The sequence below is a fragment of the Streptomyces sp. NBC_01241 genome, from assembly GCF_041435435.1.
GTDB lineage: Bacteria > Actinomycetota > Actinomycetes > Streptomycetales > Streptomycetaceae > Streptomyces.
Genome location: NZ_CP108494.1, coordinates 5,567,449 through 5,586,185, shown reverse-complemented (window position 1 = coordinate 5,586,185; position 18,737 = coordinate 5,567,449). Strand labels below are relative to the sequence as shown.

General features: G+C 67.7%; 13 protein-coding genes. 5 read left to right on the top strand and 8 right to left on the bottom strand.

Annotated elements, in window-relative coordinates:
• Positions 1 to 590: 590 nt before the first annotated feature.
• Complete coding sequence (locus tag OG306_RS25155; protein WP_266748333.1) at positions 591 to 1,127, top strand: hypothetical protein; 537 nt, start codon at positions 591 to 593, stop codon at positions 1,125 to 1,127.
• 120 nt (positions 1,128 to 1,247) lie between these two features.
• Here OG306_RS25155 and OG306_RS25150 read toward each other — a convergent pair whose 3' ends face one another.
• From OG306_RS25150 to OG306_RS25120, 7 genes are all read right to left on the bottom strand, one after another.
• Positions 1,248 to 2,393: an ABC transporter ATP-binding protein gene (locus OG306_RS25150; RefSeq protein ID WP_266748332.1), complete on the bottom strand. Its 1,146-nt coding sequence runs from the start codon at positions 2,391 to 2,393 to the stop codon at positions 1,248 to 1,250.
• Positions 2,386 to 3,432 (bottom strand): ABC transporter ATP-binding protein, encoded by a 1,047-nt coding sequence (locus OG306_RS25145; protein WP_266748331.1) that lies wholly within the window; start codon positions 3,430 to 3,432, stop codon positions 2,386 to 2,388. The genes OG306_RS25150 and OG306_RS25145 overlap by 8 nt, the downstream gene beginning before the upstream one ends.
• A 51-nt stretch (positions 3,433 to 3,483) precedes the next feature.
• Positions 3,484 to 4,407 (bottom strand): ABC transporter permease, encoded by a 924-nt coding sequence (locus tag OG306_RS25140; protein ID WP_266748330.1) that lies wholly within the window; start codon positions 4,405 to 4,407, stop codon positions 3,484 to 3,486.
• Between the two features lie 33 nt (positions 4,408 to 4,440).
• Positions 4,441 to 5,367, bottom strand: a complete 927-nt coding sequence (locus OG306_RS25135) for an ABC transporter permease (protein WP_266748329.1) — start codon at positions 5,365 to 5,367, stop codon at positions 4,441 to 4,443.
• Positions 5,368 to 5,550: 183 nt separating this feature from the next.
• Entirely contained in the window at positions 5,551 to 7,206 is a 1,656-nt protein-coding gene (locus OG306_RS25130) for a peptide ABC transporter substrate-binding protein (protein WP_327349373.1), read from the bottom strand.
• A gap of 587 nt (positions 7,207 to 7,793) precedes the next feature.
• Positions 7,794 to 9,665: a translational GTPase TypA gene (gene typA / locus OG306_RS25125; protein ID WP_327258811.1), complete on the bottom strand. Its 1,872-nt coding sequence runs from the start codon at positions 9,663 to 9,665 to the stop codon at positions 7,794 to 7,796.
• 439 nt (positions 9,666 to 10,104) lie between these two features.
• Positions 10,105 to 12,543, bottom strand: coding sequence for an ABC transporter family substrate-binding protein (locus tag OG306_RS25120; RefSeq protein ID WP_371665630.1), 2,439 nt, complete (start codon positions 12,541 to 12,543; stop codon positions 10,105 to 10,107).
• A 584-nt stretch (positions 12,544 to 13,127) separates the two neighbouring features.
• Between OG306_RS25120 and OG306_RS25115 the strand changes: the two genes are divergently transcribed.
• The gene (locus OG306_RS25115) at positions 13,128 to 14,186 is read left to right on the top strand and encodes a LacI family DNA-binding transcriptional regulator (RefSeq protein ID WP_266748325.1); all 1,059 of its coding nucleotides are present in this window, start codon (positions 13,128 to 13,130) and stop codon (positions 14,184 to 14,186) included.
• Positions 14,187 to 14,290: 104 nt separating this feature from the next.
• Here OG306_RS25115 and OG306_RS25110 read toward each other — a convergent pair whose 3' ends face one another.
• Entirely contained in the window at positions 14,291 to 15,280 is a 990-nt protein-coding gene (locus tag OG306_RS25110; RefSeq protein ID WP_371665629.1) for an acetylxylan esterase, read from the bottom strand.
• Between the two features lie 263 nt (positions 15,281 to 15,543).
• Here OG306_RS25110 and OG306_RS25105 point away from each other — a divergent pair, with 263 nt between their 5' ends.
• From OG306_RS25105 to OG306_RS25095, 3 genes are read left to right on the top strand one after another with little or no spacing between them, the layout of a single operon-like run.
• Positions 15,544 to 16,794, top strand: coding sequence for a sugar ABC transporter substrate-binding protein (locus tag OG306_RS25105; protein ID WP_371665628.1), 1,251 nt, complete (start codon positions 15,544 to 15,546; stop codon positions 16,792 to 16,794).
• Positions 16,795 to 16,799: 5 nt separating this feature from the next.
• On the top strand, positions 16,800 to 17,792 hold the full coding sequence (locus OG306_RS25100; protein WP_371665627.1) for a carbohydrate ABC transporter permease: 993 nt from the start codon (positions 16,800 to 16,802) through the stop codon (positions 17,790 to 17,792).
• Positions 17,789 to 18,697: a carbohydrate ABC transporter permease gene (locus tag OG306_RS25095; protein ID WP_266748321.1), complete on the top strand. Its 909-nt coding sequence runs from the start codon at positions 17,789 to 17,791 to the stop codon at positions 18,695 to 18,697. Before OG306_RS25100 ends, OG306_RS25095 begins: the two co-directional genes overlap by 4 nt.
• Positions 18,698 to 18,737: the final 40 nt, after the last annotated feature.

Here is an 18,737-nt window from a genome sequence, read left to right as displayed (position 1 = left end):
GGAGTGCCTCCTTTAGGTCTTCCTCACACTTACGACCTCACCCGCGATAGAGAGCGGGCTCCCGACGCCCTGCGACTCCGCCTCCGGCGTTGTCGTCGGTCAACGACTCCCCCGCGTTCGAACCTGCTCGCGCGGGAGGAACCCCCCTCGCGTCGCTTCCCTCCTCCGCCTCGGATTCGAAGCCGCAGGACGCCGCTCACTGATCCACTCTCTATCGCGGGTGAGGTCGTTAGAGCCAAATATCGCCCCGGAGCACTACAAATGCACCCTAACTTCGCCCATACGTGTGTATCTCTCACAAGAACCACCGGATGGACCGTCGCGAAAGGGGCTCGTCCGCAAAACGGCGGCCACCTCCGAGTGACCCGGACGGCCCACGACATCCGAAACCTGGACATGAGCCCTGAATGCATAGAACAGCTCCCGGAGCGATTGCTTCCGGGAGCCCTCACGGCCGCCCACCCGCAGGTCGCCCCTCACATCCGGCACAAGAAGCTCAAAGGTCCCTCAAATCGCTTTCGTCGCAAGCGAGTTGAGAGAAGGGTTAGGGCTTGCAGCACACCGAACCGCAATCAACCTGGAGAATCCGCGTGAAGCGTGCCATAGCCACTCTCGCATCCACCGCCCTGCTCGGTGCCGGCCTCGTCGGCGCGACCGCCGCGCCCGCCTCCGCGGGCGCCATGTGCGACGGTCCGGCGTTCTATTCCATCGGCGACAAGAAGACCGTCTGGGTGAACACCAACATCCACAGCGACTGGGGCAAGCCGGGCGTGACCCTCGGCTACACCAAGAACAGAACGGGCACCTGGACCGCGACCGGCACGGCGACCGTCGGCGCCGAGGCGGGCGTCATCTTCGCCAAGGCCTCGACCTCGTTCAGCGTTTCCCTCGGCAAGTCGTGGTCGAAGTCCGACACCTGGTCCTACTCGGCCACGGTCCAGAAGAAGAAGGGCAAGACCATGGGCCGCCTCATGATGCAGCACGAGGCGAAGGGCTTCAGCGTCACCAAGTACAGGTGGGTCCCCAAGAGCGGCGGCACCTGCAAGAAGGAGAAGGTCTGGAAGAAGAGCAACAACGTGGCGCCGGTCAAGAAGAACAGCAACCTGTGGGGCATTCAGTACCGGTAGCCGGACGACCACCAGTACATGACGCACTGTCATAACGCGGAGGGTGACAGTACGTGAACGCCGGAAGGCCCGGAACCGAACAATCGGTTCCGGGCCTTCCGGCTCATGTCGGGGCGGACATCATGACGCCGCGCCGACGATGTCCTTCTCCTCGGCGAAGTGGCATGCCGACTCGTGCGCGGCCGGCGTGTCCGAGCCCTTGAAGCGCTCGGGGATCGCCAGCAGCGGCATCTCCGTGGCGCACTTGTCCTCGGCCTTCCAGCAACGGGTGCGGAAGCGGCAGCCCGAGGGCGGATTCGCAGGCGACGGAACGTCACCGACGAGCACGATCCGCTCGCGGCCCTCGCGGGCCTCCGGGTCCGGAACCGGGACCGCCGACAGCAACGCCTGGGTGTAGGGGTGCGTCGGGTGGTCGTAGATCTGCGTGTCCGTACCGATCTCGGCCATCTTGCCGAGGTACATGACGCCGACCCGGTCGGAGATGTGCCGGACGATCGACAGGTCGTGCGCGATGAAGAGGTAGGAGAGGTTGAACTCGTCCTGCAGCTTCTCCATCAGGTTGATGACCTGTGCCTGGACGGAAACGTCCAGGGCCGACACCGGCTCGTCGCAGATGATGATCTCGGGCTGGAGCGCGAGCCCACGGGCGATGCCGATGCGCTGGCGCTGACCGCCGGAGAACTGGTGCGGATAGCGGTTGATGTACTCGGGGTTGAGACCGACCACATCGAGCAGATCCTGCACCTTGCGGCGCCGGTCGCCCTTCGGGGCCACCTCGGGGTGGATGTCGAAGGGCTCCCCGATGATGTCACCGACCGTCATCCGGGGGTTCAGCGAGGTGTACGGGTCCTGGAACACCATCTGGATGTTCCGGCGGACCGCCTTCAGCGCCTGCCCGGACAGCTTGGTGATGTCCTGGCCCTTGTAGAAGATCTCGCCGGCCGTCGCCGTCTCCAGCATCATCAGGAGCTTGGCGACGGTGGACTTGCCACAGCCGGACTCGCCGACGATGCCCAGCGTCTCGCCCTGGTGCAGGTCGAAGGAGATCCCGTCGACCGCCTTGACGGCACCGATCTGCTTCTTGAACAGGATGCCCTGGGTCAGCGGGAAGTGCTTGACCAGATTGCGCACCTGGAGAATCGGCTCGCCCTTCGAGACCGGCGCCTCGATGGCGGCCACGGCCGCCGCCTCGGTGGATGCGTCGACCGTCTCCACTTCGGTGACGTTCGGGGTGGCGTCCACGGACTCCTTCTTCATGTCAGCCATGGATCGTCTCCTTCCAGAAGTGGCAGGCGCTGCCGCGGCCGACCAGCTCGGTGCCGTCCTGCTCGGTCACCGGGCTGAGCACCGGAATGTCCGTACGGCAGATGTCCTGCGCGGCGGAGCAGCGCGGGTTGAACGCACAGCCCGCCGGGATGTTCTGCAGGTTGGGCGGGAGGCCCTTGATCGCGTACAGCTCCTGGCCCTTGTGGTCCAGGCGCGGGATCGACTGGAGCAGTCCCTTGGTGTACGGGTGGGCGGGGCGCTTGTAGATCTCGTGGACCGGGGAGTTCTCGACGATCCGGCCCGCGTACATCACGGCGATCTTGTCGGCGACGTCCGCCACCACACCCAGGTCGTGGGTGATCAGGATCAGACCCATGTCGAGCTCGCGCTGGAGCTCCGCGAGGAGCTCCATCACCTGCGCCTGCACCGTCACGTCGAGCGCGGTGGTCGGCTCGTCCGCGATGATCAGGTCCGGCTCCAGGGCGAGCGCCATGGCGATCATGATGCGCTGGCGCATACCGCCGGAGAACTCGTGGGGGTAGTCCCCGACGCGCTGCTTCGCGGCCGGAATACGCACCCGGTCCATCATCTCGATGGCCTTGGCCTTGGCGTCCTTGCGGGACATGCCGAGGTGCGACCGGAACATCTCACCGAGCTGGAAGCCCACGGAGAGAACCGGGTTGAGCGAGGACAGTGCGTCCTGGAAGATCATCGCCATCTTGGCGCCGCGCAGTTTGCGGCGCTCGCTCTCCGGCATGGACAGGATCTCCTGGCCATGGAAGAAGATCTCGCCACCCGCGATGCGACCGGGCGGGCTGTCCAGAATGCCCATGATCGCTTGCGCGGTGACGGACTTGCCCGATCCGGACTCACCGAGCACGGCGAGGGTCTCGCCCGCGTTCACGCTGTAACTGACACCGTTGACCGCCTTGGTCACGGTGTCGCGGACCTTGAACTCCACGTGGAGGTCCCGGACTTCGAGCAACGGTGCGGCCTCGGCCGGTCCGCTGCCGACGCCGGCTGTCTCGGCGCTGGTCATGTCATCACCTTCGGCTTGCTTGCTCAGCTTGCTTGCACTCATCGCGGTGCCTCACCGGAGCTTCGGGTCGAGTGCGTCGCGCAGACCGTTGCCCAGCAGGACGAAGCCGAGCGCGGTGACGACGATGGCGAGGCTCGGGTACGTCCACAGGAAGTCCTTGACTCCCATGAAGTTCCGGCCGGCCGAGACCATGTTGCCCCACTCGGCGACCTCCGGCGGTACGCCGACGCCGAGGTAGGAGAGGGATGCCTCGGCCACGATGGCGATACCGACGTTACTGGTCGCGTAGACCAGCACGGCCGTCAGCGAGTTGGGCAGGATGTGCTGACGGATGATCCGGAACCCGCTCGCGCCCAGTGCCCGGGCGGCGTGCACATAGTCCATCTCGCGCACCGAGAGGATCTGGCTGCGCAGCAGGCGGGCGAAGGTGGCCCAGGAGAAAATACCCAGCGACAGCACGACGGGCAGCACTCCACGGCCCATCAGCAGAATGACGACGATGGCACCGATGAGCAGCGGGAACGCGAAGAAGATATCCGCGACACGCATGATCACCGAGTCGACGGCGCGGCCGAAGTATCCGGCCACGGCGCCCAGGATGATACCGATCGTGCAGGCCAGGAGGATCGACGCCATACCGACGATCATGGCGATCCGGCTGCCGTAGATGAGACGCGACAGCTGATCGCGGCCGAGCGCGTCGGTCCCGAGCAGATGCTCGCCGCCCGGCGACTGAAGGGTGTTGGTGAGGTCCTGCTTGAGCGGATCGAACGGCGCCAGGAGTGGCGCGAAGATCGCGACCAGGACCAGGGCGAGGACGATGACGAGACCGACGACAGCGAGCTTGTTGGCGAGGAAGCGGGCCCGGATGTCGGCCCACTGGCTCACCCGCGCTACGGCGGGTTCGGCGCCCGCCGTCGCTATGCCGGGATCGGCCACCGCCGGCCCCTCCTTGCCCGTGACGAGTTCAGTCATGGTGTAACTCCTATTTCGGACGACTCGGCCGGATCAGGCGAGGCGGATACGCGGGTCAAGGGCGGCGTAGAGCAGATCGACGATCAGGTTCAGTACGACGAAGACCGCCACACTGATCGTCACGACCCCCACGATGATGGGGTTGTTGTTCTGCTGGATCGCGTTGACCAGCGCCAGCCCGATGCCGTCCCAGTTGAAGATCGTCTCGGTGATCATCGCGCCGCCGAGCAGCGTTCCGAACGAGATACCCACGTAGGTGACCACCGGGATCACGGAGTTGCGCATGATGTGCCGGAAAAGGACCGTGACGCGGGGAAGCCCCTTGGCCACCGCGGTCTTGACGTAGTCGGCACCCATCACTTCGAGCATGGTGCTCCGGGCGATCTGCGCCACCAGAGCGGCGTCGATGATCGCCAGCGTGAACGCGGGCAGGATCAGTGATCTGACGGTGCCGTCGGAGATGAGCGGGAACCATCCCAGCTGGATCACGAAGACCCACTGCATGATCATGCCGAGCACGATGGAGGGTACGCCGATAGCCAGGGTGGTGGTGAAGGTGACCGTCATGTCCCAGACGGAATATCTGCGCATCGCGGCGATCACACCGGCCGCGATACCGATGAACACGTCGAAGACGATCGCGACGACGGCCAGCTTCGCGGTGTTGGCCAGCTTCGGCGCCAGGATCTCGGTGACCGGACGTCCCTGGGTGTAGTCCTGACCCAGGTCACCGGTGGCGAGTTTGCCGACGTAGGTGCCGTACTGAACGACCAACGGCTTGTCCAGGCCGTACTGCTTGTGGAGCTGCTCGATGACAGCCGGGTCACGTGCCTTGTCGCTGCCCGCGATCTGTCCGACCGGATCGCCCGGAAACACGAACAGACAGGCGAACAACACCAGGGTCGCGCCCAGGACGACCACGACCAACTGGCCGAGCCGACGGACCACATACCTTCCCATGACTTACCTCTCTACCTCACTGCGCCTATCAGAGCAGTGCCCTCGCCCCGGATGCGGGGGGGTGGGGTTTGGGGGGCGGGGCGGTGGATCGCACCGCTCCCGACGGCCATGAAGGGCCGTGGCGTTGAGCGCATGCTCAGCACCACGGCCCCCAATTCGGTGCCGCTCTCGCGCGGCGACCGGCTACTTCAGGCTGAGCTCGGCGAGGTTCGGGTTCTCATGGAAGTCCATCTTGACGTCCGCGAACTTCTTGGTGTTGACGAGACGCAGCTGCGTACGGTTCCAGAGCGGGATGAGCGCCACGTCGTCCATGGCGACCTTCTCGGCCTCCTTGTAGATCTCGTTGCGCGCAGCGGCGTCCTTGCTGCCGCGGGCCTTGGCGAGCAGCTCGTCGAACTTCTTGTTGCTGTAACGGCCACGGTTGTCACCGGTGACCTTGCCCGACGCGTCCTTGTTGATGGACGCGGTGGACAGCAGCGGGAACAGGAAGTTGTCCGGCGTCGGGTAGTCCGCGCCCCACGCGAAGCGGTAGGCGCCCGTGGCCTTCGGCTTCTGCTGGTCGGCGAGGAGCTCGGCGAAGGGCTTGCCCGTCGCCTTCACCTTGACACCGAGGACGTCCTCCAGCTGCTGGGCGACAGCCTGGACCCACTCCTCGTGGCCCGCACCGGTGTTGTAGCCGATGTCGATGGTGGTACCGGGCTTGAGACCGGCCTCCTTCGCCAGGGTCTTGGCCTTCACCTTGTCCTGCTTGACGCAGGAGGTGCAGAGGTCCTTGGTGTAGACGTCCTTGAAGACCGGCGGCAGGATCGTCGCCGACTTCGTCATCATGTTCTGGAAGACGCCCTTGATGATGGCGTCCCGGTCGATCGCGTACGACACTGCCTCGCGGGCCTTCGCCGACTTCAGCGGACCGTTGTCGGTGATCGGCAGGAGGTAGTTCATGCCGTTCGTGTCCTCGGCGATCCACTCACCCAGCGGCTCGTACTTGGCCTTGGCCGGAGCGAGCTGCGGGGTGGGCATACGCGCCCAGTCGAACTGACCCGACTGGAAGCCCTGGTACTCCAGGGTGGTGCCGTTCTGGGAGTTGAGGATCGAGATCTCGACCTTGTCGAGCTTCGTCTTCGTCAGACCGTAGTCGTCGTTACGGACGAGCGTGATCTTCTTGTTGTGCTCCCACTTGCCCTCCATCTTGAAGGGGCCGTTACCGATGGGAGCCGTGTTGTAGGCCGCGTTCTTGGCGTCACCGGCGACCTTCGGCACCGGGCTGAACACGGTGTGGGTCGTCTTGGTGTCGAACTCGAAGTCCGGCTCGGAGAGCTTGACCTCAAGCGTGTTCTCGTCCGGAGCGCTCAGGCCGGACATCTTGTCCGCCTTGCCGCTCTGCACGTCCGCGAAGCCCGCGATGCCGGCCATGTGGTAGGCGACGTCGGAAGCGGCCTTCTTCTGCGCGACACGGTTCCAGCCGCGGATGAAGGACTCGGCGTCCACCACTTCGCCGTTGCTGAACTTGGTGCCGGCCTTGATCTTGAAGGTCCAGGTCTTGCCGTCGTCGCTGACCTGCTTCGACTCGGCGAGCACCGGGACGACCTGACCGTCGGCCGTGGGCTCGTACAGACCCGAGAAGAGGTTGTCCGTGACCAGGATGCCCTCGGACTCCTGGGCGTTGTACGGGTCGATCGCCACCGGCTCGGTGATGCCCAGACGGAACGTACCGCCGGCCTTGCCGGAGCCGCCGTCCTTCCCCTTGTCGGCGTTGTCGTCGTTACCACCACAGGCCGTCGCGGCCAGCGCAATGATTGCCGCCCCCGCGACCCACTTGGCGCTCTTGGCACCACGCATGGGTTTCCTCCTCATGAGTCCACTGATCTACAAGAAGGGCCTTGGCCGTTCGCCGACACCCCTGACGGCAATGACACCCAAGTACCCCGAGTGTGCTCGTGAGTCGGCACTCCCCACAGTGCGTGACCCATTGACCCGAGCTCATCGAGCCAACTATTAAGGACAGCCGGGCTGTAAACCACAGTTAAAGGGTCTCGGTTTGACAACATCAATCGCACGCGTAGACCCGAAATGCGGACAAAGCGATCCCAGACAGACACCCCCGAAACGGACCGTTAACACATGTTCCGGAGAGCGACGCCCGATATCCGGACGCTCGGCTCAGGAATACGGGTTGCGCATCCGAGGGGCGGCGCGCTCACATCACCGTGCCTGTGCGCCTGCTCGATCCGCTCGGTGCCCCGGTCGCACGGGTATCCCCGCCAGTACCCCGACGCACTGGAGCCTACCCGCGTAGAACCGGTACAGGACCGTCTTCGTGAGCGCATTCGTCTGCGGTGACGCTCCTGCCTCACCGCAGAGGCCCGGCCTCCCGCACAGTGCGTGCGGGAGGCCGGGCCTCAAGTGACCGGGTGCGGGTGCGCGGGTCAGCGCTTGGCGCGCGACGCGGCGCGGCCGCGCTCCTTCTGGTCCAGGACGACCTTGCGGATACGGACCGTCTCCGGGGTCACCTCGATGCACTCGTCCTCGCGGCAGAACTCCAGGGACTGCTCCAGGGAGAGCCTGCGGGCCGGCACCACGTTCTCCGTGGTGTCCGCGGAAGCCGCACGCATGTTGGTGAGCTTCTTCTCCTTGGTGATGTTCACGTCCATGTCGTCGGCGCGGGAGTTCTCGCCGACGATCATGCCTTCGTAGACCTCGGTGCCGGCCTCGGTGAAGATGACACCGCGCTCCTGGAGGTTGACCATCGCGAACGGCGTCACGGAGCCCGCGCGGTCGGCGACCAGCGAGCCGTTGTGACGGGTGCGCAGCTCGCCGAACCACGGCTCGTGGCCCTCGAAGATGGAGTGCGCGATGCCCGTGCCGCGGGTCTGCGTCAGGAACTCCGTACGGAAGCCGATGAGGCCGCGGGACGGGACGATCCACTCCATGCGGACCCAGCCCGAACCGTGGTTCGTCATGGTCTCCATACGGCCCTTGCGGGTCGCCATCAGCTGCGTGATCGCGCCGAGGTGCTCCTCGGGGGAGTCGATCGTCATGCGCTCGATCGGCTCGTGCGTCTTGCCGTCGACCTGCTTGGTGACGACCTCGGGCTTGCCGACCGTGAGCTCGAAGCCCTCACGGCGCATCTGCTCGACGAGGATGGCCAGCGCGAGCTCACCGCGGCCCTGGACCTCCCAGGCGTCGGGGCGCTCGGTGTCCAGGACGCGGAGCGAGACGTTACCGATCAGCTCGCGGTCGAGGCGGTCCTTCACCTGACGGGCGGTGACCTTGTGGCCCTTGCCGCCCTTGCCGACGAGCGGCGAGGTGTTCGTACCGATGGTCATCGAGATGGCCGGCTCGTCGACCGTGATCAGCGGCAGCGCGATCGGGTTCTCGGGGTCGGCCAGGGTCTCGCCGATCATGATGTCCGGGATACCGGCGATGGCGCAGATGTCGCCCGGGCCCGCCTTCTCGGCCGGCTTGCGGGTGAGCGCCTCGGTCATCATGAGCTCGGTGATGCGGACGTTGGACATCGTGCCGTCGCGCTTGATCCAGGCTACGGTCTGGCCCTTGCGCAGCTCGCCCTGCTCGACGCGGCAGAGCGCGATACGGCCGAGGAAGTTGTCCGCGTCCAGGTTGGTGACGTGGGCCTGCAGCGGGGCCTCGTCGTCGTACTCCGGGGCCGGGACGTGCGACAGGATCGTGGAGAAGAACGGCTCCAGGCTGTCGCTGTCCGGCGGGACGGTGCCGTCCTCGGGCTTGGTCAGCGAGGCGACGCCGTCACGGGCGCAGGCGTAGACGATCGGGAACTCGATCTGGTCCTCGTCCGCGTCCAGGTCCAGGAACAGGTCGTACGTCTCGTCGACGACCTCGGCGATCCGGGAGTCGGGGCGGTCCGTCTTGTTGATGCAGAGGATCACCGGCATCTTCGCGGAGAGCGCCTTGCGCAACACGAAGCGGGTCTGCGGGAGCGGGCCCTCGGAGGCGTCGACGAGCAGCACGACCGCGTCCACCATCGACAGACCGCGCTCGACCTCGCCGCCGAAGTCGGCGTGGCCGGGGGTGTCGATGATGTTGATCGTGATCGGGTCCCCGCCGTCCTTGGGGTGATACTTCACCGCCGTGTTCTTGGCGAGGATCGTGATGCCCTTCTCACGCTCCAGGTCGTTCGAGTCCATCATGCGTTCGTCGAGGTTCTCGGCGGCGTGCGCGGCGAAGACGCCGGCCTGCCTCAGCATGGCGTCGACCAGCGTGGTCTTGCCGTGGTCGACGTGGGCGACGATGGCTACGTTACGGATGTCGTGGCGCGTGGGCATTGGGTGGCTTGCGCTTCTCTCGGATCGTGGGATCAGGCGTCTCAGTCGCTCTCGGGTCCTCGTACGCCCGCCGGGCGGACGCGCCACGGCTACCCCCATGGTACGGGGCTGGCGCGTCCGGGGCTTCCCGGCCCGATCCGCGAGACCGCTCTTCAGCCACTCTTCAACCGGAATTCGGCCGTCCTTACCTCGTCGCCCGCCTCGGTATCCGGACTGCGCCGGGTGGGTGCGCAGGGTGTGAAAAGGGGATGCCGAGGGCGGAAAAATGGGGGATGCGGAGGGATCCGTGGGGGGATCCGTGGGGCTCCGCAAGATCCCGTGGGGGCATGTGGGCGAGGCATTCGGCTCGGGTCCGGCTGGTACCCGACCCTGCCCGCCGAGGAGTCCGGCGGGCAAGGGGCTTGAGCCAGTTCTGAGCTTCCGGTTCCGGTCTGACCTGCTACTTCTTCTTGCCTGCCGGGGCTCCGGCGGACTGCGGCTTCTTGAAGCCGATGTCCTGGTAGTGGGGAGACCCGAAGCCGAAGGCGCCGACGTTCGCCAGCTTTCTGTTCGTCGCCACAAGCTGCGGGCGCTGGTAAAGCGGAATCGATCCGGCGGCGGCCCAGATCCGGGCGTCCGCCTGCTTCATCAGATCCCGGGCGGCCCCCTCGTCGAGCTCCGCGGCCGCCTGGTCGAAGAGCTGGTCGATGTGGTCCGTACCGACGCGGGTGTAGTTCTGCTCGACCGTCAGCGAGCCGTCGGTGGCGGGCACGGGCTTGGCGAAGATCGGGCGGTCGTCGGTCGCCGGGTAGGCGGTGGCGGGCCAGGAGTACAGGGCCAGGTCGTAGTCGCCGGAGGCGATGTGGTCCTTGAAGTAGCTGTCGTCGGCGACCTTGGTGATCGACGTGCCGATGCCGATCGAATCGAGCATCGCCGAGATCCTGTCCCCGACGGCGCGCAGCGGCTCGGAGCCGGGACCGGACGGCAGGACGAAGCGCAGGGTCAGCGTCTTGCCGTCCTTGCCGAGCGGACCGCGGCGCGCGTCGGGGGCCTGGGCGGGGGCCGCGGTGCCCACGGGGGCGTACGCACCGGTGGCGCCGTCCGGCTGCTTGTCCTGGCCGGCGACCTTGGCGGCGGCTTCCTCGGCGGTGCCGGTCCCGGCCAGGCGGCCGGCCTGGCGCAGCAGGGCGGCGCTGTGGACCGCGGCTGCGGAGGCGGGGGCGAGGACCTGGGGGGCGTTGCGTGATCCGTTGCGGTCACCGGGCTTGTTGTCGTCGGGCCCGTTGCCACCGGGCTTGTTGTCGTCGGGCTTGCTCCCGTTGTCGGTGTCGGTGCCGGTGCCGGTGCCAGTGCCGGTGCCGGTGACCGGCTTGTCGGTGCCGGTGCCAGTGCCGGTGACCGGCTTGTCGGCGTCGGGCTTGCCCTGCTTCCCGGGTGTGGCCGCCTTGTCGTCCTTCCCGGCGGCGTCCTTGTCCTTCGCGCCCTTCTTCCCGGCTTCGCTGCCCGCCTTGGTTCCGTCCGGCTTCTTGACCGCGCCCTCCCGCGTCCAGCCGGCGTCGGCCAGCAGCGCCCGCGCCTCGTCGGTGTCGTGCCCGCCGAGTGCGCCGCTGTTGTCCTTGTATGCGGGCTGACCGGCCAGGGCCACGTGGCTGCCGAGCGGTGCGGCGGGCAGGCCGAGGGGTTTGAGTACGGTGTCGACCAGCTCCTGGCGGTTCAGGGCCCGGGCGACCGCCCGGCGTACCCGGTCGTCGGCGAGCGGCCCGGACTCGCCGTTCAGCGCGAGCTGGGTGTAGGCGGGCCCCAGCGACTTGCGGACCACGAACGCGCGGAGCTTGCCCTGCTCGGCCGCGTACGCCTGGGCGGCTGCCCGGTTCTTCTCCCTGGCCGCCTGCGCGGCCGCCGCCGCCGTCTCGTCCGAGCCGTGCGCCTCGGCCCAGGAGCGCAGGGCGGCGGCCGGGCCGGTCCCGGAGTCGGGGCCCTGGGCGAGCGGCTGCCCGTTCCCGCCCTTGTCCCGGCCCGCCTGCACGATGCGCTGCGCCGCCGCGGCGTCGATGTCCGCGACGTCGATCTTCCCCTCGGTCAGCGCCTGGGTGCGGTCCTGCAGCTTGACGGCCCGGAAGACCAGCGTGTCGAGCTTGGCCGGTCTCCCCCACCAGCGTGGATTGCGCTCCAGGGTGACCTCGCCGGCCTTCGGGTCCACGCCGCGCAGCCTGAACGGTCCCGCGGTGGCCTTGAGCGTGGTCCGCGCCCCGTCGTTGAAGGCGCCCGGGGTGCCGGTCACCTCCTTCGGGTAGAGCGGCGAGAAGAGCGAGCGCCAGTCCGCGTACGGCTTGGCGAAGGTGACCCGCACCTCCTGCTCGTCGGCACCGCGCTCGATCTTCTCGATCCGGTCGTAGCCGGCGTTGCGGGCGGTCCAGTACGCCGTGTCCTTGCCGTTCAGCGCCCGCCACTGGGCGACGAAGTCCGCCGCCTCGATCGCCCGGCCGTCGCTCCACACCGCCCGCTGGTTGAGCCGGTAGAGCACCACCTGCCTGGGCTCGCGCTCGACCACCTTCGCGGACTTCAGATAGTCGGCGTCGAGCTGCGGCCTGCCCTGGGCGTCCAGCGGGAAGAGCGTCGGCAGCAGGGCGCCGGTGATGCGGGTGGTGGCGCCGTCGGCGTCGGCCTGGAAGGCGTTGAGAGTGGTGGGCACGGCATCGATCGCCCAGGTGGCCGTACCGCCCGCCGCGACCAGGTTCCGGGCCGCGACCGCGATGTCCTGGGGTGCCGCGGCGGCGGTGGTGCCGCTGTCGTCGGAGGTGCAGCCGGCCAGCACGGGGAGCGTCAGCACGCCCGTCGTGAGGAGCGCGAGCGAGCGGCGCTTTCGTGCCGTCCCCCGCGGGACGCCGACGTGGGACATGGCTGATACCTCCGAGGCCGGCCCGATCCACCCGCACCGGGATGGACCGCATGTGCTTTTTAGTGGCATTTGCAGCTGATCACACTGATTCCGTCCCTCCACTGAAGGCGCCCCCGCGCGAGAGGCGGCGCAGACACGGCGCAACACCTCCGCAACCTCACCCGTGCGGCGGAGCGGACCCCGGGAGACCGGAAGGGCCCGCGCCCTCCCCAACGAGGCCCGGCCCTTGGCCCGCTTACGGCTGATCCGGCGCCCGGAGCACTTGGCGCCGTCACTGGTGGCCACGGTGAGAACGCACATTCGCCTCCGGTGCTCATCGCCTTGCCCGACTCCACCGGTGGCTATGCGGCCACTCCGCGCCCGCAGGCACGACGCTGCGGCGCTCCGCGCCGCCCGGCAAGGACGCGATTCCTCCCGGGACTGAAGTTTTCCAGGCAAGGTTGCCTGTCTGTTTTCCAGCCAGGAACCGCGACGGCCTTGCTCGTCACGCGGCCCGCGATCTAGGGTGAATGCGCTTTCAAAAGAGGGTGGTACGTGCAACAGCAGGTGCTTGGGTACGGAAGAAGAAGCGGACGGTCGGTCGAGTGAGTGCCCCAACGGTGTATGACGTCGCCGAGCGGTCGGGCGTCTCCATTGCCACGGTCTCGCGGGTCTACCGCACCCCCGATTCGGTGCGCGCCCAGACCCGCGAGCGGGTCCTGGAGGCGGCCCGCGAACTGGGCTACGTACCGAGCGGCAGCGCCCGCGGACTCGCCAGCCGCACCACCGGTGTGCTCGGCCTCTGCTTCCCCGACTACTCGGACCCGGACACCGAGAACGAGGCGGCCGCGACCGACGAGGACGACGACCACGCCTTCATGCTCTACTCCGACCAGATCATCCGGGGCATGGAGCGAGCGGCCCGGCAGCACGGCTACGCCCTGCTGATCGCCGCGTCGCTCAAGGGCGGTCCGGAGAGTCTCGTCGCGAACGTGGCAGGCCGGGTGGACGGATTCGCGGTCCTGGCCGGCACCGTCCCGACCGCCGACCTCGAAGTGATCTCGCGACGGCTGCCGGTGGTCATGCTGGCGGGCCCGCGCGGCATCGACCATCTCGACCACATCGTCGTCGCCAATGCCGACGGGCAGCGCGCGCTCACCCGGCACCTGATCGAGGACCACGGGCTGCGCCGTCTCGCCTTCGTCGGCGGGGAGGCGAACTCCCCGGACGCCGAGGCCCGGTTCGCGGGCTTCCAGGAGGCGTGCCGCGACGCGGGGCTTCCGGTGCCGGACGCCCCGGCCATGCGGGCCACGATGATGACCCAGGCCGAAGGCCTCCGGGTCACGGACGCACTGCTCGACCGGGACGGGGAACGGCCGCAGGCGATGCTGTTCGCCAATGACCAGATGGCCGTGGGCGCGCTGCGCGCACTGGAGCGGCGCGGGGTCCGGGTCCCCGAGGACATCGCCGTGACCGGGTTCGACGGGATTCCGCTGAGCCGGCTCGTACGCCCGCCGCTGACGACCGTGCGGCAGCCCATACGACAGCTCGGCGCGCAGGCCGTCGAGCTGCTGGTGCAGCGACTGGGCAACAGCGGGCGCGAGCCGGTGTCGCTCATGCTTCCGGTCTCGGTGATTCGCCGCGCGAGCTGCGGCTGCGGCTGACGGGGTGACGGGGGCGGCGCGCTCAGGCCCGCCCGGCACGTCGAGCCCGACGTGCGGCGCCGGGGGCGGCAAGGGCCGCAATCCCACAGCCGCCCCGCCCCGGCTCACCGCCCCGGCCGCGCTCCGAAGAACCGCCGTCGGGCCGTCCGCAGCTCCGCCGTCTGCGCCGCCAGCCCCTCGTACGCGAAGTGCCCCGCGCTCAGCACCTGGAGCTCGCGCTCACCCGCCAGCGCGTTGTGCACGGCAAACTGCCCCGGCGGCGGCACCGAGGGGTCGAAGAGCGCCGCGGCCACCAGCGTCGGCAGCTCCAGTCGCGTCGCGGCCGTGGCGGCGTCGAAGTACCGCAGCACCTCCGTGACCTCCGGGTGCTCCCTGTGGTGACCCCGCACCGCCTCCCCGCTCCCGGCGCACGGCAGGGTGAGCCGCAGCGGATGGTTGCCGAAGGTCGGCACCGTCAGCTGCGCGGCGCCGAACCGGTCGTCCCAGGGCAGGGCCAGCGCGCCGAGCCCGCCGCCGAAGCTCTCCCCGAGGTACCCGAGCGGTGGGGCGCCCACCCCCGGAGCCAGTTCCGGTACCAGTTCGTGCAGCGCCGACGCCGCACACCACAGGTCCGCCACGCAATCGCCGATGACGTAGGTGCCGCGCGACTGGATGCCGTGGAGCACGTGCGCGTTGGCCACGTCCGGGATGCCGGGGTGCAGGCCCCGCGCCCCCATGCCCCGTACGCACGGCAGGATCGCCGCCGCCCCGGGCAACGGCAGCGGCACATCGGGGCCCGGCTCCTGCCGTCCGCCGTAGCCGTGTCCGATGACGAAGCCGTACTCCGCGGCCCCCTCGGCGGGCAGCGCCACCCAGCCCCCGAGCCGGATACCACCCACCGAGGTGAAGGTCACCCCGTGGATCCGTACGCCGTCGCGCACCTCCTCCAGCGCGCCGAGCTCCGGCTCCGTGGCGACCTCGCGGGCCTTTTCGTACCTGGCCCGCCAGAAGGCGTCGAAGTCGTCCGGGGCGGCGGGCGCGGGGATGCGCAGCAGGTCGTCGAGCGTGCGCCCGTAGGCCGGGTCGAAGGGGAAGTCGTGCGCGAACGAAGTCATGATCACGACAATATCGCCCGTGCGGCGCCCCACCCATGCCGGTACAGACCACCGATCTCACGGATCAACCGCGCGAAATCGGTCACATCATCACCAATTCCTTAAACTTCGCGCTTACCGTGCCAAGTTGAACATTCAGATGTCCGGCACGTTGCACGAGTGTGACCTAGCACCCTCTTGCGGATTCCCGAACGCCTGCCGCAGAGTGATGTATGCGCTTACAGGCAGCGCATACATTCGGATTGCTCAAGGAGGAGCCCTCCATGCCCCGCACCGCCAGAACCGCCTCGGTCGGTATCGCAGTAGCAGCCGCGCTCACTTTCGGTGTCACCGCGTGCGGCAGTTCCGACGGCGGCAGCGTCGCCGCGGACAAGAAGCAGACGCTCACCGTGTGGGCCATGGGCGCCGAGGGCGAGAAGCTCGCGGATGTGGCCAAGGAGTACACCAAGGCCAACCCGAACGTGACCGTGAAGGTGACCCCGGTCGGCTGGGACGTCGCCCACCAGAAGCTGGTCTCCGCGGCCGCCGCCGGCACCCTGCCGGACGTGGCGCAGATGGGCGGCAGCTACCTGGGCGAGTTCGCCGAGCTCGGCGTTCTGGATCCGGTCGACACCAAGACGTTCAACGAGAAGGACTTCTTCCAGTCCGGCTGGCAGCAGGGCGAGGTGGACGGGAAGGCGTACGGCGTGCCGTGGTACGTCGACACCCGCGTCCTCTACTACCGCACCGACCTGGCCGAGAAGGCCGGCGTCACCAAGGCTCCGACCGACTGGAAGGAGATGCAGGACCTCGCCACGGCCTACCAGAAGAAGGCCGGAACCAAGTGGGGCCTGTCCATCCAGCCGAGCGGCCTGGACACGGTGCAGAACTTCTACTCCTTCCTGTACTCGGCCGGCGGCGAGATCGTCAACGACAAGGGCGAGGTCGTCATCGACAGCCCCGAGGCCGTCAAGGCGCTCAAGGAGTACGGCTCGTACTTCGACAAGGGGCTCTCCAACAAGTCCGTGCAGCCCGGCTACGACGTGGTGAAGGACTTCGGCAACGGCCGCGTCCCGATGTTCTTCGGCGGCCCCTGGCACGTCACCCTGCTGAACGAGGGCCAGCCGCAGATCAAGGGCAAGTGGGCGGTGGCCAATGTGCCCGCCGACAAGGCCTCCGTCTCCATGGCGGGCGGTTCCTCCCTGGTCATCTCCAAGGACAGCAAGCACAAGGCCGCCGCCACCGAGTTCATCACGTACCTGACGGACACCAAGGGCCAGGCCGACTGGTACAAGCGCACCAAGGACCTGCCGGCCAACACCGCCGCCTGGACCTCCGGTGACCTCGCCGACGACGCGAACCTCCAGGTCTTCAAGAAGCAGATGGACACGGCCAAGGCCAACCCGTCGCCGTCCAACTGGACCGAGATCACCGACAAGGTCGACCAGGCCATCGCCAAGGTCACCCAGGGCAAGGCGTCCGCCGAGGACGCGCTCAAGACGGCCCAGTCCGAAATCGAAGGCCTCGTGAAGTAGGAGTCATGCGCACCATGACCTCAAAGGCCGCGGAGTCGGCCACGGTGCAGGCCGGGCCGGGGGCTTCCGAGTCCCCGGCCACCGGGCCCGAGCGCCGCCGGGGTGGCAAGAAGTCGTCGATGGGCGTGCAGAACCTGGCCGGCTGGCTGTTCTCCACCCCCTTCCTCGTCCTCTTCCTCGTCTTCATGGCGTTCCCGATCCTCGCGACGCTGGTGATGAGCTTCACCGACTTCGGGCTGCGCAATGTCACGCGCCCGCTGGACGCGAACTTCATCGGCTTCGAGAACTACGTCAATCTCTTCAGCGACGGCAAGTTCCTCAAGTCGCTGTTCAACACGGCGTACTTCGTGGTGATCGGCGTCCCCCTGACGATCTTTCTCGGGCTGGTCGTCGCCGTACTGGCGAACAACGGCATCGACCGGGCGCGGACCTTCTTCCGCGTCGGCTTCTACGCACCGGTGGTCACGACCATCGTCGCGGTCGCCGTGGTCTGGCGGTTCGTGCTCGACCCGAGCGACGGGCTCATCGCGGGGCTCTTCTCCGAAGTGGGCCTCACCTCGCCCGACTTCCTGGGCTCCGAGACGCTCGCCATGCCCTCGATGATCGCGATGGCGGTCTGGCGCAACCTCGGCACGGTCATGGTGCTCTTCATCGCCGGTCTGCAGGCCATCCCCACCGACGTGCGGGAAGCCGCACGGCTGGACGGCGCCGGTGCCTGGCAGGAGTTCAAGGGCATCACCGTGCCCCTGCTGCGGCCCACGCTGCTCTACGCCACGGTGATCACCACCATCGGCTACCTCAATGTCTTCGAGGAGCCGTTCGTGATGACCCAGGGCGGTCCCTCGGACTCCACGCTCACTGTCTCGCTGAACATGTACCGCGAGGGCTTCAACTTCTTCCACATGGGCTACGCGAGTGCCATGGCGTATGTCCTCTTCGTAGTGATCATGGGCATCACGGTGCTGCAGCTCCGACTGCTGAAGGACAACACGAAATGAGCGCCACCAGTGCACCGGGCGCCGTCTCGACGGCGCCGGCGAAGAAGCCCCAGGACGCACCGGAGTCCGGCGCGAAGAAGGCCCGCAACCCGAAACGCGTCCTCGTCTACGTCCTGCTCTCCCTCGGACTGCTGATCATGTCGGCGCCGTTCCTGTGGATGGCCCTCTCGGCGTTCAAGACGTCGCAGGAGCTGACCGCGAGCCCGCCGGTGTGGATCCCGACCGAGTGGACGCTGGACAACTTCCGGGACCTGCTCGACAAGCTCGATCTGCCGCTGTACTTCATGAACTCGGTCATCGTGGCGGTGCTGGTCACCGTCTCGAACCTGGTGTTCTGCTCGATGCTCGGGTATGCCCTGGCCAAGCTGAACTTCGCCGGACGCAACAAGATCTTCGGCCTGGTCCTCGGCGCCCTGATGGTGCCCGGCAACCTGATGCTGCTGCCGCTGTTCGTGCTGATGAGCAAGTTGCACCTGATCGACTCGTACGCGGGTCTGGTGCTGCCGTTCGCCGCCGGAGCCTTCGGTGTCTTCCTGATGCGGCAGTTCATGCAGTCGATCCCGGACGAGCTGCTGGAAGCGGCCCGGATGGACGGCGCCGGTGAGTGGTACATCTTCTGGCGGATCGTGATGCCGCTGGTGAAGCCCGCCCTGGCGACACTCTCGATCTTCACGTTCCTGGGCTCCTGGAACAACTTCGTCTGGCCGCTCATCGCGACCAACGACCCCGACAAGTACACCCTTCCGGTCGCGCTGGCCACCTTCGCCACCGACCCCAACAAGGCGGGCGGATCCAACGGCATGCTGATGGCCGGGTCCTTCCTGATCGTGCTGCCGGTCCTGGTCGTCTTCATCGCGCTCCAGCGGCACTTCACCCAGGGCATCGCCACGGCGGGCATGAAGTAGTCCGCCCGGCCGCCCCACCCGAAACGTACGAGGCCGCACC

What these genes read in the sequence shown, in the direction of transcription:
- OG306_RS25095 (WP_266748321.1), top strand. Translation starts at nt 17,789, where the DNA reads ATGAGCGCCACCAGTGCACCGGGCGCCGTCTCGACGGCGCCGGCGAAG.
- OG306_RS25150 (WP_266748332.1), bottom strand. Translation starts at nt 2,393, where the DNA reads ATGGCTGACATGAAGAAGGAGTCCGTGGACGCCACCCCGAACGTCACC.
- OG306_RS25120 (WP_371665630.1), bottom strand. Translation starts at nt 12,543, where the DNA reads ATGTCCCACGTCGGCGTCCCGCGGGGGACGGCACGAAAGCGCCGCTCG.
- OG306_RS25105 (WP_371665628.1), top strand. Translation starts at nt 15,544, where the DNA reads ATGCCCCGCACCGCCAGAACCGCCTCGGTCGGTATCGCAGTAGCAGCC.
- OG306_RS25110 (WP_371665629.1), bottom strand. Translation starts at nt 15,280, where the DNA reads ATGACTTCGTTCGCGCACGACTTCCCCTTCGACCCGGCCTACGGGCGC.
- OG306_RS25135 (WP_266748329.1), bottom strand. Translation starts at nt 5,367, where the DNA reads ATGGGAAGGTATGTGGTCCGTCGGCTCGGCCAGTTGGTCGTGGTCGTC.
- OG306_RS25130 (WP_327349373.1), bottom strand. Translation starts at nt 7,206, where the DNA reads ATGCGTGGTGCCAAGAGCGCCAAGTGGGTCGCGGGGGCGGCAATCATT.
- OG306_RS25145 (WP_266748331.1), bottom strand. Translation starts at nt 3,432, where the DNA reads ATGACCAGCGCCGAGACAGCCGGCGTCGGCAGCGGACCGGCCGAGGCC.
- typA (WP_327258811.1), bottom strand. Translation starts at nt 9,665, where the DNA reads ATGCCCACGCGCCACGACATCCGTAACGTAGCCATCGTCGCCCACGTC.
- OG306_RS25140 (WP_266748330.1), bottom strand. Translation starts at nt 4,407, where the DNA reads ATGACTGAACTCGTCACGGGCAAGGAGGGGCCGGCGGTGGCCGATCCC.
- OG306_RS25100 (WP_371665627.1), top strand. Translation starts at nt 16,800, where the DNA reads ATGCGCACCATGACCTCAAAGGCCGCGGAGTCGGCCACGGTGCAGGCC.